The sequence below is a fragment of the Microcoleus sp. B4-C2 genome (assembly GCF_036705265.1).
In the GTDB taxonomy this organism is placed as follows: domain Bacteria; phylum Cyanobacteriota; class Cyanobacteriia; order Cyanobacteriales; family Microcoleaceae; genus Microcoleus.
In genome coordinates this window covers 25484-41289 of record NZ_JAUBUB010000035.1, presented here as the reverse complement: position 1 = coordinate 41289, position 15806 = coordinate 25484, and the positions used below count along the sequence as shown (strand labels likewise).

Here is a 15806-nt window from a genome sequence, read left to right as displayed (position 1 = left end):
TGGATGTCAAAATTTAATCCAAAATTCCCAAACTCGAATCTAAACTCGTCGTTGAACTTTTGACTAATTGCTAACCACCAATCCTTGCCGGTAAATTCCCAAATTTTCCAGGTACATTGCTTCGAGTTTGGGCATCGACGATTCTACAGAACCACCATAACGGCGAAAAGAAGGCCAGATGTAAGCGAGTTTTCTGACTGCTGGCTCCAATCGACCCGCTTCTATATCTTCTAATGCACCTTTTTCTCGGATTAACTCTATAGCCATCCAATCTTGATTTTCTGGGCTGAAATCGCGGACGCCAAATTTTTTGGCAAATCTGTCCCAAGTGGTGCTGAGAAACTGATATCGCCCCGCTGCGTCGGAACAGAGTTTTTTGCCGTAGCGACGGCCGCACCTCATTTCTCTGGGATGATCTTGAAAGCTGACAAATTTCGTGCCGGTGTACTGGGTGCGGTAGCCGTCGGGGCTAGCGGTTCCTTCGGCGGCTGCGATGGTGTCGAGAAAGGCTTTGACTCGACGTTCGGGGCTGATGTTATCGAGTCTGCTATCGAGTCTGGGCTCTGGTGAATTCTGGGTTGGAGTTTCGGGCGATCGATCGCGATCGATGTTATCTTCTCGTTTGTCTGGTGAGTCGATCGTCGCAACTTCCGGCAGCCGTTTCGGGGCGGGCGAGCTTCCTGCCGAGACCGATTGTCCCCACAGTCTCGGCGTCATTCTACCTAAGAAAAAGCACAAACAGATTAAGAAACCCCAAGAGAGTTGAAAACGAAGGCGTTTAGACCGATTCCGGCGCAGAACCGGCCACCGGTGAAGGGGGAGTGTTGCGGGCAAAATTTTCGTTTGCTGGCCGAAGGCGAACAGCGATTTCAGCGCTAGCAAGGTTTGCTTGTAAAAACGCGGTGCAAGTTTCCGAGCTCTCATCGCTGCTGCGAAAGTCTCGACATCAGTCAGAGTAACTTGTGCCAGCGGTTTTGCGACAAACACTCGAAAATGGTTGGCCGCCTGCCAGCTAAAGCGCCGGTTGCGGGGGGATTTGCGGTTTACCCACAGGCGAATTAGCTCCATGTCTGACATAGGGAGCAGGTGGCTTCCCAGATGTTTTGATGCGTACAAAAGTACCTCCTGATATCAGTTCAGGTTGAAATATCCCAGTTTGTGGACTTGAGATTGGTTTCACCGTTGAAATTGGGGACTGGCAAGGAAACAAATCTTTTTCGGGGCGATCGCAAACTTCAAATTTTTCGGTCATCACCGAAGGGGAGCGACAGGGATCAAGATAAACTGGTTTCAACCATATCCAGTGATACTACTAAGTGTTCGCCCGGTCAAGTTCACGGGCAGATTTGGCGATGGGTTGAGTCTAAAATTTAGTGATTCCACAGGCCTCGCCCTCCCAACTGACATAGGTTTCAAGGTGCTGGCATTCGGCTGACTCAAAAGTGAGCGATCGCATTTTTTGTATCTAATATTAAGAATTCTGTCGGTGTTTGGACCCGGAGGATTCCTCAGCTTGAATGCTGAGCAAATTTTTGCGTTTTGCCAGCATCAGGGAACCGTAGCGGTTAGCCCAAACTTGAGTAAACTCAGCACCTAAGAAGAGAATCTGAGCTGAATAATTGATCCAAAGTAAGATAATCACGAACGAGCCAGCAGCACCGTAGGTAGAGGCAATACCGCTACCTCCTAGGTAAACTCCAATTAAGGATTTGCCGATCGTAAACAGCATTGAGGTGATGGCGGCGCCGATCCAAACATCATTCCAGGCAAGATGGACATCGGGCAAAACTTTGTAAATTAAAGCAAAAAGCAGCGTAACTACGCCAAAGGAGAGAGCAAAGTCCACAATCTGCCAAATACCCACTGGTAAGTGCAGCAAGCCGTTCAACCAAAAGCTGACGGCCGCTAAAACGGCGCTCAGGACTAAAGATACTAGCAGTAGAAAGCCTATGCCTAAAATCATTGCAAAAGACAATACGCGGTCTTGCAGAAATCCCCAGATCCCGCGTCCGGGAGGCGGTGAAACATTCCAAATAGTATTGAGGGCTTCTTTGAGATTAGTAAACACATTGGAAGCCCCCCACAAAAGTGTAGCGATACCGAGTAAAGTAGCAATCATTCCCGACTTTGGTTCGGAGGCTTTGAGGATGAGTTCTTGGATGGTTTCGGCGCCATCTTTGCCGATTAAACTTTGGAGTTGACCGACGATTTGACCTTGGGCTGCGTCTGCACCAAAGACTAAACCGGCGATCGCAATTACGATAATTAGCAGCGGGGCCAGGGAGAAGACTGTGTGATAGGCTAGGGCGGCTGCTAGGGTTGGCGCTCTATCTTCTTGCCATTGAGTAAAAGTTTCTTTGAGCAGGGATATGACTGTTTTTAATTTCACGGCATTTGGTTTCCTTATACTTAGAGTATAAAGAATTATACTAGGTTAAGAGTTTTTTAGCCTCAGCCACAAGATAGATTTATCGATTAGCAAATTCGGAAGATTATTTTTATGTCAGATTCCCACACAACTGTTAACAACACCGAGGTAAAACTGTCCAAAAAAGCAATTTCTTGGGCAAAAATTAGCGCATTAGTAGGGGTGGTCAATTTTTTGCTGGTGCTTTTTCATTTCAGTTACCTTCAGTTGCGCCCTGTTTATCAGAGCTATTTTCCGGGTTTAGTTAAAATTTATGACCCGATTAAAGGCATTGATTCGAGTTTAGCTAATCCCGAATATTTGAAAAGTGCTGACCAGTTTTGGCGAATAGATACGTTTTTTATTGGTTTTTTTGGGGCGGAATTTTTGATTAAAAGTTTGTTCCACACCCGCCGTAAACCGGGGGTAACTTGGTTTGATTTTGTGCTGAGGCGCTGGTACGAGGTGTTTCTGGTGATGCCGATTTGGCAGGGGTGGCGGATTCTGCCAGTATTGGTGCGGCTGCACAAGTCGGGTTTGGTGAATCTCGATCGCGTAGTTGCTCAAGTTACCTATGAACCGGTGGCTTATTTAGCCAATACGATGTCGGAATACATGATGGTGCGGTTTATCAATCAAGCTAAAAGTTCGATCAAACAGGGCGACGTGGCGCAGATGTTGCTGGCGCAGCAGCCGTACCTTCACGTCAATCAGGAAAATACGATCGAACAAATTACCAAACGGATTTTGGATCTGACAATTTACAAAGTTTTGCCACAGGTGCAACCGGATTTAGAAGAATTGCTGCACCACAATTTGGAGGCGACAATCAAACAGTCGGATTTCTATCAAATCCTGCAAACTTTCTCTCCGATTAATATTTTGCCGACGGAGATGACTGAACAGCTAGCAAATTATTTAGCTCAAACTGCGGTGGATGTGGTAGCTACTACTTATGAAGACGATAAAGGTAGAAAAATTCTCGATAATTTCAGCCAAGAATTTAATCAAAGTTTACGGCGGGAATTGCAAGATGAGAAAACTCTCGCGGAATTGCAGTCGCTGCTGTCGGATTTGTTAGAAGAAGTGAAGTTGAATTACATTCAAGGCGGGTTGAAGTCCGATCCGGTGCAGACTTTTACGGAAATTAACTCGCTCCGGGGAGTAAGGGAGAGTTGATACAGCAATGAGTTCGGGTTTGGTGAATTAGAGTCTTTTTTTACTCGCATCTTGCACCATTGTCAAGAACAGGCAAGATGCCTGTTCCACAAGAGATGAATTTTCTTGTGGAACAGGCAAGATGCCTGTTCCTAAAAAAGTAATTGAGAATGGTGCAATATCTCAGTTAAAACGAACCCCGAAGACGCCAAGGGCGCGAAGGAAGAGAAGAGAAAGAGTTCACAAGTTCTACGGGTAAGGTGTGCAATGCACACCTAGGAATATGGGTAGTGGGGATATCCGAAATGTCGGGGGATAAACCTATCTGAGTCCCAAGCTAAAATAAAAGCATGAACATAAAACATCTATCATATTAGATATCTATCTTGAACAACCTTACTTGCCTGGAAATAGAAGTAGCCCAAACAATGCTGAGTTTAGCAATGTTGGTGGGCTTAACACTTTTAATCGCCTTTTTTGTGGCGTCAGAACTAGCATTAGTATCAGCCGATCGCCATCAAATCCGCCAACTCGCCCACTTGCACGATCGCCCAACCGCCAAAACCGCCGAACTCGTCCACCAAGCTCAAAACAACATACCGCATTACCTGTCTGTGACCCAAACTGGCACAACAGCAGGGAGTTTGCTGTTGGGTTGGTTGGGTGAGGGAGCGACTGTACACTGGATTGAGCCGTGGATCGACAAATTGCCGATCGGTCATTTGTCGGCCGTGCTGACTGCTCATTCGATCGCAGTTCCCGTAGCTTTTATCTTAGTAACTTACGTAGAAATAGTCTTAGGAGAACTAATCCCCAAAGTATTAGCAACCCACGCCCCAGAACGTACCGCTTTGCTGCTGATGCCGGCCCTCGAACTCTGCTCAAAATTACTGTGGCCGCTGCTAGTAATTCTCAACGGTACCGTGTGGCTGCTGACTGGTTGGATTACCAGTAAAGAGTCTCAACCGCTGGTGTCATCTTCCCAGGCAACTTTCGTTCAAAAAGATGCTCATTCGGCATTAATTTCTGGCGTATGGGAAGTGACAGCCGTTAACCAAAAACTGGGATTAAACTTGCCAACTAACCAAGCGTACCAAACAATCGCCGGATTCGTGATCCACAATTTAGGTAAAATGCCCAATCAAGGCGATCGGCTATTGTGGGGCGAGTTGGAAATAGAAGCAGAAAATGTAGTAGAAGGCAGTTTAGAAACAGTGCTGCTGCGTCAGGTAACTCGCCCTTTGTTTGAGACTCAGCAGCCAGAACTTGTGTTAAATTGATCCTAAATCAGGCTTAAATACTTCCTCGATCTATGTATGTGAGGTTGTAATTAGTCGCTCAGTGCGACAATGTACCAGAAATGTGCAAATTGCATAAAGCACAGTTTATGAGGTGGATATGCTAAAAACACTTTGGGCTACTGTTCGACAAGGGAAAATTGAACTGCTGGAGTTATCAGAGTTACCCGAAGGGGCAAAAGTATTAGTAACACTCTTACCTGATGAAGAAGCTGAGTTTTGGTTTCAAGCTAGTCAAACATCACTAGATACAGTTTGGGACAATACTGAGGATTCAGATATTGGCTTAATTTAACCTTTTCCAGATATATTCATAGCGCCTATAGACGCTTTTTAGTATTTCCTGGGAAACTTCTGTATCTTTGACACAGGTTATGATAGCGGAATCTTTACAATCCATATCGCCAAGAACATAAATTCTCAGATGTTTTGGAATAGCATTGTAAGCTTCTCGCAAGCTACTTTTATTTTCTTTTGTTGGGAATGTTAGGAATTTAGCAAAGGCTTGAACACAAGTATCTGCAACTGTTTGCTTTCCCTGAAGCTGAGCGATGGTATCTTCTACTTCTTTTACAAACTCATCAATCTCTATATAATAAAACTCTAAAGTCGAATTTCCGTAGTAGAGATGGTGACAGCTTATCCTCGCACCCTTGGGAACTTGGGTAACAACCCATCCCTCGGCAACTTTGGTTTTGAATTCCTCAAAGTTAACCCATTCCCAACAATCGATCATACCGTCTTCAAAAACTCGGATGATGGTTTGGTAGTAGTCGCCGTTGTGTATAAAGGCCGACAACCCTTTACCCCGAATTATTTCTCCATTTTCACCGTTTCTATATAATTGAAGCATTTCTTTTGCCCTTAACAATCAAGCGTATTCCAGTAGGGAAACGGCACTGCCGTCTCCTCTTACGGACACGGCGCCGTGCCCAAGGGGTGTCAACTTAAGGTAAAACCCATAGTCCGGCAAGGGTTGAAACCCCTGCCTCAAAGCGAAAGTCCTCTCAAAGAGGACTAATGAGTTAAGAATTCTTCTTCTCAGTCCTCTTTCAGAGGACTTTCGCTATTAGACAGGGAATTCATTCCCTGGCGGACTGCCGGGTGAGCGGGAGAACTGGCGGACTAAAAGCTTAAGTTGACACTAATGGGCAGTGCCGTTTCCCTACAGATATCGCCTACTCCGCCTTCGTTTACCCCACAGCCACCTTCACCGCACCCCCAACCAACTGCTCGTAATCCTCCAACAACCACGGAGGCAAACAAGTATTCGCATCCTGAACCTGCAACTGTCCAGGGCGACAATACAGCATCGCCGCCAACAAATTATTTACAGCTTTAGGCGCTCCAAACCCTTTACTCAACTCAACAACCAACGAGTTAAAAAACTCGCGATCGCTCTCATGCAGCGGCTCGTTAATAAACCCGCTGCCCAACATTGCTTTGTAACCCTTGCCAAAATCGCTCCGGTACAAAAGTTCCAGTTGTTCCCCGGAAACGCTCAGCCACAAATCTGCAATTTGCTTGCGAATCTCCCGCAAATCTGCTATTGCCAATTCAGCCGTCGGATCGATTTCATAAAAATTGACCGCAGCAGTTAATTGATTGAGAAACTGCGGCAGATAATCTTGTTTGACAAGTGTTGGTTCTGTTGTCGTAAATGCGCTTTCAAACACCTTTTCGTAATCTTCAACCAACCACTGGGGCAAGCGGGTGCGAGCATCGGGAACCCGCATTTTACCGGGTACAAAATACAGCATCGCCCCCAGCAGAGCATTGATAGCTTGAGGCTGCACCAACCCTTTACTAATTTCAGTCAATCTCTGCAAAAATTTTTGTTCGGCTTCACTCATTGATTCTGCTTGCAAGCCACATCCGAGTATTGCTTGATATCCCTTGCGAACTTCTCCTCGGTAAAAAGTTTCGAGTTTCTCTGAAGGAACAGTCAGCCAAAAATCTGCCATTTGTTTTCTGATTTGGCGGAGTTCCAAAACAACCGATTCGTCAGACGGATCGATGCGGTAAAGATTGACGCATCCTAACAGTTGATTCGCAAATTGCGGGGATTGAATATATTGAGCGAGCAAGTCAGAAGTGGACTCAGACTTGACGGTGGCTTCCATCTCAAAAACTTGTTCGTAATCCCCAATTAACCAGTGCGGCAAACGGTTGCGAGCGTCGGGAATTCGCATGGTTCCCGGCGGGAAATACAGCATCGCCGCGAGCAAGGCATTGACAGCTTTGGGATGCACTAATCCTTTGCTAATCTGGGTTAATTGCTGCAAAAATATTTGCTCGCTTTCGATCATCGCTTGACGTTGAAAATCGCTCTTGAGCAGGATTTGATAGCTCTTACCTGAAGCGCTTTTGTAGGCTGCTTCGAGGTTTTCGGTGGGAAGGTTCAGCCAAAAATCAGCGATTTGTTTGCGGATTTGACGCAATTCGGATATTGCTGAGATGTTTGAGGAGTTTCTCTGATAAAGGTTGACGGTGTTCGAGAGAATCTCGTCCAAAGCTGGCTGCTTGGGAATGCTATCCTGTAAGTTGCGCGATGCTTCCAGGTGGCTGGTTTGCCAGTTGCCAAAGAGTTCTTGGAATAATTTGCCGATCGCCCCAGAGTATGCAACACTGTCAAAACAAGCCGGATTAGCTTGCATTTTTTGCTGAATTTCCTGCCGTTTTTGCTGCCGCAATTGCGGGTTAGTGCCGAGGGTAACGGCTAGCTGAATGTAAGATGCTTCGCTATTGGCAATTAAATCGGGCATTTGCAGTTCCCGCAGCATCGCCGAACCTTGGCGGAAGCGCAAAGCATTTCCTTCCACAACCACCGCCGGCAATCCTACTTGCAAAGGATCAATTAACGATGTTGCCCCAGCATAAGGATAGGAATCGAGATAAACATCTGCTAGCTGCAAAAATTCTTTCACATCCGCGCGGCTTGGCAGTTGTTTTACGAACCGCAAGCGGTTGTTATTGACGCCGTATTTAGCGCAGGCAGCGTTCAGATTGTTGACAAAAGGTGTCGCCGGATAGGTGCGAGTCCAAGCCGGCCCGAAGGGATATAAAATCAAGATTGAATCGGGTACAGCAGCTAGAATTTTTACCCAACTCTCTCTCAACTCCGGCAGAATTTTGTAGAAGTTGGCGCCGGAGATAAAAACGGTTGTATTGTCTGAAATTCCCAGACTTTGGCGCGTAGGTTTAACTGTAGCAACTTCGGATTCTGTTGCGTATTTGAAACAAAAACCGCTGCCTTCGAGAACAGCCAACTGTTCGCGATATTGTTCTTGATAACTAGCATCCGGCGCGGTAAATTGGCCTGCGATGTAGTAATCCATGTGCCGGATTCCGGTGGTTGTCGGGGAACAGAAAGATGTAGTTTGTACCCGCGCTAAACGGTGGATTGCTAGTGAAGTCAGCGGTTTGTTAATAGCTGTTAAATTCGTACCGAAAAACAGGATATCTAAGTCGTCGGCGCGGATTGTTTTGACTTGCGATGCAAAGTCTTTCGGGAGTGCAACCAGTTTGTCGGCGCGACTTTGACAGTATTGTTCTAATTGGTGGCCGCTGGTGTTGAGCGCGTACAGGTATATCTCGAACTGGTTGCGGTTTAAATGCTCGAAAACCGGGATGGTAGCGAAGGTTTCGGTTTGGGGCGTGAAATGGTCGTTGATGATGCCGAGGCGGATTTTTGTCCGATTTGGCGATCGCGCCGGGAAGATACAATCAATTGAACTGCCGCGATTTTTTAGCGAAAACTCAATAATTTCCGCCCGTTTGGTGTAAATATCGCGCAGGTTTGCCGTGGCAAAATACACCGGGATAAAGTTCGCAACTTGCGAGAAAAATAAGGCAATATTTTGCCAAAGTTGCGAATCGGGATTGGTGAATATATTGCTATGAATGTAATTCACCCATCTTTGCATAAATTCATAGTAGTTGTCTGCTTCTCCAACTGTTTGAAACAGGTTGGGACTGCCAAACATAAATTTGAGATAGTCATTGGCAAACCAGTTGGGAATTTGAGCGCGATCGTACTTAATCTGCAATTGATCTGCACGTCGGTAAAGCATCGCTGCTAGCAGGTAATTGATGGCTTTTGGCTCATTAAATCCTTTGGCAATATTTGCAGCTACTTCATTAACAAAACTCTGTTCTGCGTGGGTTAGCGGTTCATCTTTAATGTCGCTCTTCAGGAGTATCTGATGTGCCTTACCTGCATCGCCAGCATAGGCATTTACCAGTTGAGCGGGGGGCAGATTCAGCCAATAATTGGTAAGTTGCGTACGACATTGGCTGATGTTAGCGAGGCTTACTGGGTTAGACTGGTCTTTTTGATACTCTCCCAAGTATTGAGATAGCGAATTTAAAAGTTGCGCTATTTTGTTTTCGGGAACTAATTCATCAGCTATTAAGTAGCTATGTTGCTGCAAAATTTCCTCTGACCAACGGACTTCTTCGGGTTGGTAAAGTTGAGAGTGCAGGTGAATAATGAGGGCTCTCATTAAGTATAATTTTGCGCGAACGCTAGCCATTTTTTGGGTTCGGCTAGAGCCGTCACCGTGCTGCCTATAATAGAGATAAGGCTTAGGTAATCGATACCCTAACCAGCCTTTTTCATAGGCCGACACCCAAAATTCCCAGTCTTCACATCCCAGCTTCATCACTTTTTTTAACCCGCCTACTTCCTCGAAAATTCCCTTTCTAAATAAAGAACTAACGGGAGCTTGATTGTCTCTCAAAAACCGATTGGGATCGAAATCACCGTGGATAACTAAATCACAGTTGGCTCCGAAGTGCTGCATATCTGTATAGACAAAACCCACCTGCGGTTTTGCTAATAAAATTTCCAAGCACTCCTCTAGGAAATTCGGATGAATTCGATCGTCAGCATCTAGGAATAAAATAAACTTTCCTGACGACTGCTGAACGCCAACATTTCTCGAATCAGCGGGCCCCGTGTTGGGTTTATCTATGAGGCGAATCGATGTTTGAGGATACAGTTGAATTAAATAATTTGCGAAGTTGCTGGTATCATCCGTGCTGCCGTCATTGACAATTATGCACTCCCAGTTTTGATAAGTCTGACTGACAACACTTTCAACAGCTTCTCTGACATATTTCGCGTGATTGTAGCACGGGATAATTACGCTGATAAGTGGCTGTGGGGGTGTGCGATAAGGTAACGCATTCAGTTCCGAGGCAAAAACCGAGACAGGAACCGAAGAAATATGTAGGATCCCTCGTTGGCGGATGCCGTATTCATCCCATATTTGGTAAGCTTCTTGCTGGGATAATTGCGATCCATGTTCCAAACCTTGTTGATTTTTATAGTACAAACCGAGAATTTCGGGCAAGTGCACAATATTTTCGCTTTTGCCAATCCGCAGCCAAAATTCATAATCGCCAGCCGCCGTAAATTCGGTTCGGAAATAGCCGTATTTTTCGTGCAGCGATTTTCTCCACATCGGTTGGGAACCAATAATGCAGCGCCGTTCGAGTTCGCTGTAGTCAAAGGCTGGCCAATTCCAACGCTTTTGGGCTTGGGTTTTTGCAAAAGTATCGTTAGCTGTGCTGGTGATTAATTGGTCAGCATAAACCAGACTTACTGGGGAATTTTCATCCAAGTATTTCGCCATGAATTCTAGGGCATCGGGGCGGTGTCTGTCATCGGTGTTAGCATTAGTTATGTAAGCTCCGCGCGACATATTAATGCCTCGATTCCAGGCTGCATATAATGTCTCGCGGTCAGAAGTGCGATCGTACACAATATTCGCATATTTCGCTTGAAATTCCCGCACAACAGACTGTTCATTTTCTTGGGAACCGCTGTCAATTACTATGATTTCGAGTTGACCTTGTTTGTAGAGCGTTTGCTCTACCAAGTCTTGCAAGCAGCCGCGAATAAATTTTTCGGAATTGTAAGTAGAAACGATCGCAGATACTTTAAAAGCGGACGGGACAGGCTGGGAGTTCTCAGCATTCCCGAATTCCCTCTGCAAAGCTGCATCAGTTTGCTGTTGAACGGAAGCATTCTCCGAATGTGCGCGATCGGCTACTTGAACCAAAGCTGAGCTAACAATTGCAGCCATTTTCGACCAAGAAAACTTCTTAGCTTGTTCTAAACCCGCCGCAATTAATGAGTTGCGGACAGCGGGCTGCTGTATTTCCCGCAAAGCATTGACAAGCCCAATAACATCATCCCCGTTTACATAAACCGCTGCTTGTCCTGCTACTTCAGGAATCGAACCGTTTGGACAGGTGATGACTGGACAACCGCAAGCCATTGCCTCAAGGACTGGCAACCCAAAGCCTTCATATTTCGACGGATAAACTAACACTGAAGCACCAGAATAAGCAGCTCTCAGTTCGCTGTCGCTTAGTTGCAGGGTGTGGACAGTATTCCCAGAACAGTACAATTTCAACTCTGGTTCTAATACAGGTTTGCCACCTGCACAGACTATATCAAAGTCAAACTTGTTGGCAAGTTGAGAAAAGGCTTTGAAGAATAATATCCCGTTCTTGTAACCATGCCAGCCTACCCTTTCGCCTACCAAAAGAAAATAGGGCTTGGTAATGCTGTATTTTGACTTAAAGCCTGAAATTTCTTCTCTATCGGCTGGCCAAAAATTGGCATCCATGCCACAGTGCGCTACAGCGACAGAATTTGAAGAAATCTGCGGAAAAACCTTTACTAAATCGCGGGCTGTATTTTCGGAAATGGTGATGTAGGCCGAGGCGTGGCGGATACCGCAATGCTTTTCTCTCCACTCGGAATGACCAATATTTTGTCCCATCAACTCTGGGATCATGTCATAAGCCATGAAGACCGATCGCGTTGACAAAGGCGTTGTATAATAAGTAGAAATAAATAAATCGGCTTTTTCTTCATCGCAGATTTGTTGGAGCATTTGGCGGTCAGCATCGGTTTGGCTGTAGTCGTAGCGAGCTACATTCCGGTACTGAATGCCGGGAATTTTGGGGGCGGTTCCCGCTCTGTCAAGAACTATAATTTGTTTGGCAAAACCATTTTCTGCCCAGTTTTCTAGCAGCGATTTCCAGACTCGACCAATGCCAGTGCTGTTGAGCTGAAAAAATACGCCGTCTATAACAATTTTTCTACTTGTTTTAGTAGGAGGCATGGCTGCGGGAGTTATCATTGATTTGCGGTTCTCTCTGTCTGCGATTTTTCTCAGGGCTTCCTCGTAATCCTGTTGGAGTAATGAGGGTTTTTTCAATTCCGGCTCTTTGTAAGATGATAAGCTATGAAAAAGTTGAGGCTGAATTTCCTTGTCTGAAAAAATATGCAAAGAATCGCCGTTAGAGTAAAAGTTTAAATTAAATTTTTCGGCAATTATCGAGAGTGCCTTGCTGGTATAAATAGAAATGTGCTGACCTTCATCTAGCGCATAGTACCACCATTCGCTGGGCTTGGGATTGTTGGCTGGCAGCAGTTTGGTACTGAATAAAATATTGCGGGAAAATTTGAAGATTTTTTGGATCTCCTCCAGCGGCTTAACAAAATGCTCAAATACTTCAAAAGCTGTCACTAATTCGTAGCTGTAGCTGCTGTTTTCGTCTGCCTCAAATCCTTGAGATAATATATTTTTACAATATTTATCGTACCAATAAAAATCAAATCCAAAATCTCTCATCATCCGAACAAATACACCGTAGCCACCTCCATAATCTAAAAATTTAGCCTGGTGATTAAATAAATTAAAAATAATATTATTGGCGGCGTTTGAGAACATCGTGCTTCTCGATAACATTCCCACGTCGCTGCTAGCTATGGCTTCTGAATAAGCCTCCTCAAGCCAGTAGGGTTCTTCCGTTTGAACAAAGCCGCAATTTGAGCATTGAAAATACTCGACGTTATATTTTTTTAGTACCCTAGCAGCAGCAAAGGTGTTGGTTGGAAAATCACAAATATTGCATTTCATTTTAATTATTTAAACTTACAAATTTATTCAAGTAACTGCCTGTGTTGGAATGCCGAATATTTATGAGACTTAACTAAGTTTATAATAGTCCTAAGTGATTGCAGTGCGATCGGCTAGACTGTTTTTATGCTGACGATTGAACTCTTCGGACGGTTCCTCAAGGGTTTACCGTTATGTATACATACAACTTGTGAATCAACAGGAACATCCTACACCAATGCAGCCCCGACTCAGATATCTTATCAGGAGTCAGCTCCCTAAAAATTACTTCTACTAAAGGCTTGACAAAGTTTAATTCATGCTATAGGTAACTCGTGAGGACAGCAGCCGCATCTCCAGACAGCGCCCAGGGCTGTTCCGTTCCCACGACCTCACCTGAGACCGCCGCAGCATGGCCGGGAATCCTCACCACACAAAAACAAGTTACAATTACGTTAAGATTGATGAACATAAATAAAAAATCCCAAATCACAGGGACTAAAAATTAGGAGGATCGACCTCGGTGAATAAACGCTGGAGAAACGCTGGCCTGTACGCACTGCTGGCTATTGTAGTCATTGCCTTAGCAACGGCATTTTTTGACAAACAGCCCCCAAGTAGGGAAGTTTGGAAGTACAGTCAATTCATTCAGGAAGTCGAAGGCAAGAGAGTAGACAAAATAAATATCAGTTCCGATCGCAGCAAAGCCCTGGTCACAGCCCAGGACGGCAACAAGGTACTCGTTAACCTGCCCAACGACCCCGAACTGATCAACATCCTGACCAAAAATAACGTAGATATTTCAGTTCTGCCCCAAAGCGACGAAGGCTTCTGGGTAAAAGCCCTCAGCAGCCTGTTCTTCCCAATTCTGCTTTTGGTCGGACTGTTTTTCCTGGTGCGGCGCGCCCAAAACGGGCCCGGCAACCAAGCCATGAACTTCGGCAAATCCAAAGCTAGAGTCCAAATGGAGCCGCAAACTCAGGTGACTTTCGGCGACGTGGCTGGCATCGAACAAGCCAAGCTAGAGCTCGCAGAAGTCGTGGACTTCCTGAAAAATGCAGACCGCTTCACCGCAGTCGGAGCAAAAATTCCTAAAGGCGTGCTGCTAGTGGGCCCTCCCGGAACAGGCAAAACCCTGCTCGCAAAAGCAGTGGCTGGAGAAGCAGGCGTTCCCTTCTTCTCGATTTCCGGTTCAGAATTTGTGGAAATGTTCGTGGGTGTCGGTGCTTCCCGCGTCCGCGACTTGTTTGAACAAGCTAAATCGAACGCTCCTTGTATCGTATTCATCGATGAAATTGACGCCGTAGGCCGCCAGCGGGGCGCTGGTTTGGGCGGTGGTAACGACGAACGGGAACAAACCCTGAACCAGTTGCTGACCGAAATGGACGGCTTTGAGGGCAATACTGGCATCATTTTGATTGCTGCTACGAACCGCCCCGACGTGCTCGATGCGGCGCTGCTGCGTCCGGGTCGCTTCGATCGCCAAGTTGTAGTCGATCGCCCCGACTTCGGAGGCCGCCTAGAAATTCTCAACGTTCACGCCCGCGGCAAAACTTTGTCCAAAGACGTGGACTTGGAAAAAATTGCCCGCCGGACACCCGGTTTCACAGGTGCGGATTTGTCCAACCTACTCAACGAAGCAGCAATTTTAGCTGCCCGTCGCAACTTGACCGAAGTCTCGATGGATGAAGTCAACGATGCGATCGACCGCGTGCTCGCAGGCCCGGAAAAGAAAGACCGCGTGATGAGCGAAAAGCGCAAAACTTTGGTAGCTTACCACGAAGCCGGTCACGCTTTAGTCGGCGCGCTGATGCCCGATTATGACCCCGTGCAGAAAATTAGCATTATCCCCCGCGGCCGCGCTGGCGGTTTGACTTGGTTCACACCCAGCGAAGATCGGATGGATTCTGGCTTGTATTCTCGGTCTTACTTGCAAAATCAAATGGCGGTAGCTTTGGGCGGCCGCATTGCTGAAGAAATTGTCTTCGGCGAGGAAGAAGTAACGACTGGCGCGTCGAACGACTTGCAGCAAGTGGCAAGAGTAGCGCGGCAAATGGTGACTCGCTTCGGAATGAGCGATCGGCTAGGCCCTGTAGCTCTCGGTCGCCAACAAGGCAATATGTTCATGGGTCGCGATATCATGGCCGAACGCGATTTCTCTGAAGAAACCGCAGCGACGATCGACGATGAAGTGCGTTTGTTGGTAGAACAAGCTTACCGTCGCGCTAAAGATGTACTCGTCGGCAACCGCCACGTCCTTAATGCTTTGGCAGATATGCTAGTTGAAAAGGAAACTGTGGATGCTGATGAATTGCAAAATTTGTTAGCTAATAGCGATGTGAAAATGGCGACGATCGCCTAATCAATTTTGGATTGGGAATTTTGGATTTTAGATTAAATCTAAAGTTTGAAATCAATAATTGGGGTGATTCTGGGATTGTCTGGAATCGCCCCGATTTTTTTATGAGTGCGATCGATCGATTTTAGATTTTAAATTTTGGATTTTAGATTAAATCTAAAGAATGATATTATGTCCGGTCGCTTCGCCCGAAATCAGGTAGGGGCGGGTTCACCAATAATATCGGCCAATAATTGACAATCTCAAAAACCCGCCCGGCCGCGATATTACGGTCAATCGATAGGACATGATATCAGACATTCAGCATACCTTTTTCCAGCAGCTAGCGCTTAAATTCTTCCCAGGGAAATCTTGGTTCATCTTTTCTAGATTCAATAATCACACAGTCCTCAACATCCTCCCAGATATCGTCTTGGTACTGGAAGTCAAGCAGCACCACGACTTTTTAGCCTTGAGACTCAACTAATATCAAATCCGTTGGCATCGGAATTATTCATCTCTCTCTTCCCTTTCTCTGTATCCTCTGTGTCCTCTGTGGTTTCATCATTCCGATACAACAGGAATTGATATAAAAACTGAAAATCTGTCGGTTCGCCGCATTCAGCCAGCACGTCAGCTCAAAAATCTCTGTGATTTTTGAGGTCAACAATTGCAGCGGTTTT

Annotated in this window: 9 protein-coding genes; 5 read left to right on the top strand and 4 right to left on the bottom strand. The window is 45.9% G+C overall.

The features are described 5' to 3' along the window. Window positions 1-63: 63 nt before the first annotated feature. Window positions 64-1077 (bottom strand): glycoside hydrolase family 104 protein, encoded by a 1014-nt coding sequence (locus tag QUB20_RS12795; RefSeq protein WP_333246509.1) that lies wholly within the window; start codon window positions 1075-1077, stop codon window positions 64-66. Window positions 1078-1471: 394 nt separating this feature from the next. Then, on the bottom strand, window positions 1472-2389 hold the full coding sequence (locus QUB20_RS12790; protein WP_333055407.1) for a YihY/virulence factor BrkB family protein: 918 nt from the start codon (window positions 2387-2389) through the stop codon (window positions 1472-1474). A 111-nt stretch (window positions 2390-2500) separates the two neighbouring features. Here QUB20_RS12790 and QUB20_RS12785 point away from each other — a divergent pair, with 111 nt between their 5' ends. The 3 genes from QUB20_RS12785 to QUB20_RS12775 all read left to right on the top strand — a co-directional run bounded on the left by QUB20_RS12785 (window position 2501) and on the right by QUB20_RS12775 (window position 5158). Beyond that, complete coding sequence (locus tag QUB20_RS12785; RefSeq protein WP_333246511.1) at window positions 2501-3586, top strand: hypothetical protein; 1086 nt, start codon at window positions 2501-2503, stop codon at window positions 3584-3586. A 365-nt stretch (window positions 3587-3951) separates the two neighbouring features. Beyond that, on the top strand, window positions 3952-4845 hold the full coding sequence (locus QUB20_RS12780; protein ID WP_333246513.1) for a CNNM domain-containing protein: 894 nt from the start codon (window positions 3952-3954) through the stop codon (window positions 4843-4845). Between the two features lie 118 nt (window positions 4846-4963). Further along, window positions 4964-5158 carry a hypothetical protein gene (locus QUB20_RS12775; RefSeq protein WP_333246515.1) on the top strand — a complete coding sequence of 65 codons (195 nt, stop codon included), beginning with the start codon at window positions 4964-4966 and terminating at the stop codon, window positions 5156-5158. Here the strand turns inward: QUB20_RS12775 and QUB20_RS12770 are convergent. After that, window positions 5150-5716: a DUF7638 domain-containing protein gene (locus QUB20_RS12770; protein ID WP_333055411.1), complete on the bottom strand. Its 567-nt coding sequence runs from the start codon at window positions 5714-5716 to the stop codon at window positions 5150-5152. The two genes, QUB20_RS12775 and QUB20_RS12770, sit on opposite strands and share 9 nt — an antisense overlap. Before the next feature lie 340 nt (window positions 5717-6056). Next, on the bottom strand, window positions 6057-12806 hold the full coding sequence (locus tag QUB20_RS12765; RefSeq protein WP_333246517.1) for a glycosyltransferase: 6750 nt from the start codon (window positions 12804-12806) through the stop codon (window positions 6057-6059). Window positions 12807-13308: 502 nt separating this feature from the next. Between QUB20_RS12765 and ftsH3 the strand changes: the two genes are divergently transcribed. Beyond that, the gene (gene ftsH3 / locus QUB20_RS12760) at window positions 13309-15147 is read left to right on the top strand and encodes an ATP-dependent zinc metalloprotease FtsH3 (RefSeq protein ID WP_006633639.1); all 1839 of its coding nucleotides are present in this window, start codon (window positions 13309-13311) and stop codon (window positions 15145-15147) included. A gap of 283 nt (window positions 15148-15430) precedes the next feature. Next, window positions 15431-15610, top strand: coding sequence for a hypothetical protein (locus tag QUB20_RS12755; protein ID WP_333246519.1), 180 nt, complete (start codon window positions 15431-15433; stop codon window positions 15608-15610). Window positions 15611-15806 lie beyond the last annotated feature (196 nt).

Excerpts from the sequence above, each read along its gene's own strand:
- QUB20_RS12795 (WP_333246509.1), bottom strand. The coding sequence starts at position 1,077 with ATGTCAGACATGGAGCTAATTCGCCTGTGGGTAAACCGCAAATCCCCC.
- QUB20_RS12785 (WP_333246511.1), top strand. The coding sequence starts at position 2,501 with ATGTCAGATTCCCACACAACTGTTAACAACACCGAGGTAAAACTGTCC.
- QUB20_RS12775 (WP_333246515.1), top strand. The coding sequence starts at position 4,964 with ATGCTAAAAACACTTTGGGCTACTGTTCGACAAGGGAAAATTGAACTG.
- QUB20_RS12770 (WP_333055411.1), bottom strand. The coding sequence starts at position 5,716 with ATGCTTCAATTATATAGAAACGGTGAAAATGGAGAAATAATTCGGGGT.
- QUB20_RS12765 (WP_333246517.1), bottom strand. The coding sequence starts at position 12,806 with ATGAAATGCAATATTTGTGATTTTCCAACCAACACCTTTGCTGCTGCT.
- QUB20_RS12755 (WP_333246519.1), top strand. The coding sequence starts at position 15,431 with ATGATATCAGACATTCAGCATACCTTTTTCCAGCAGCTAGCGCTTAAA.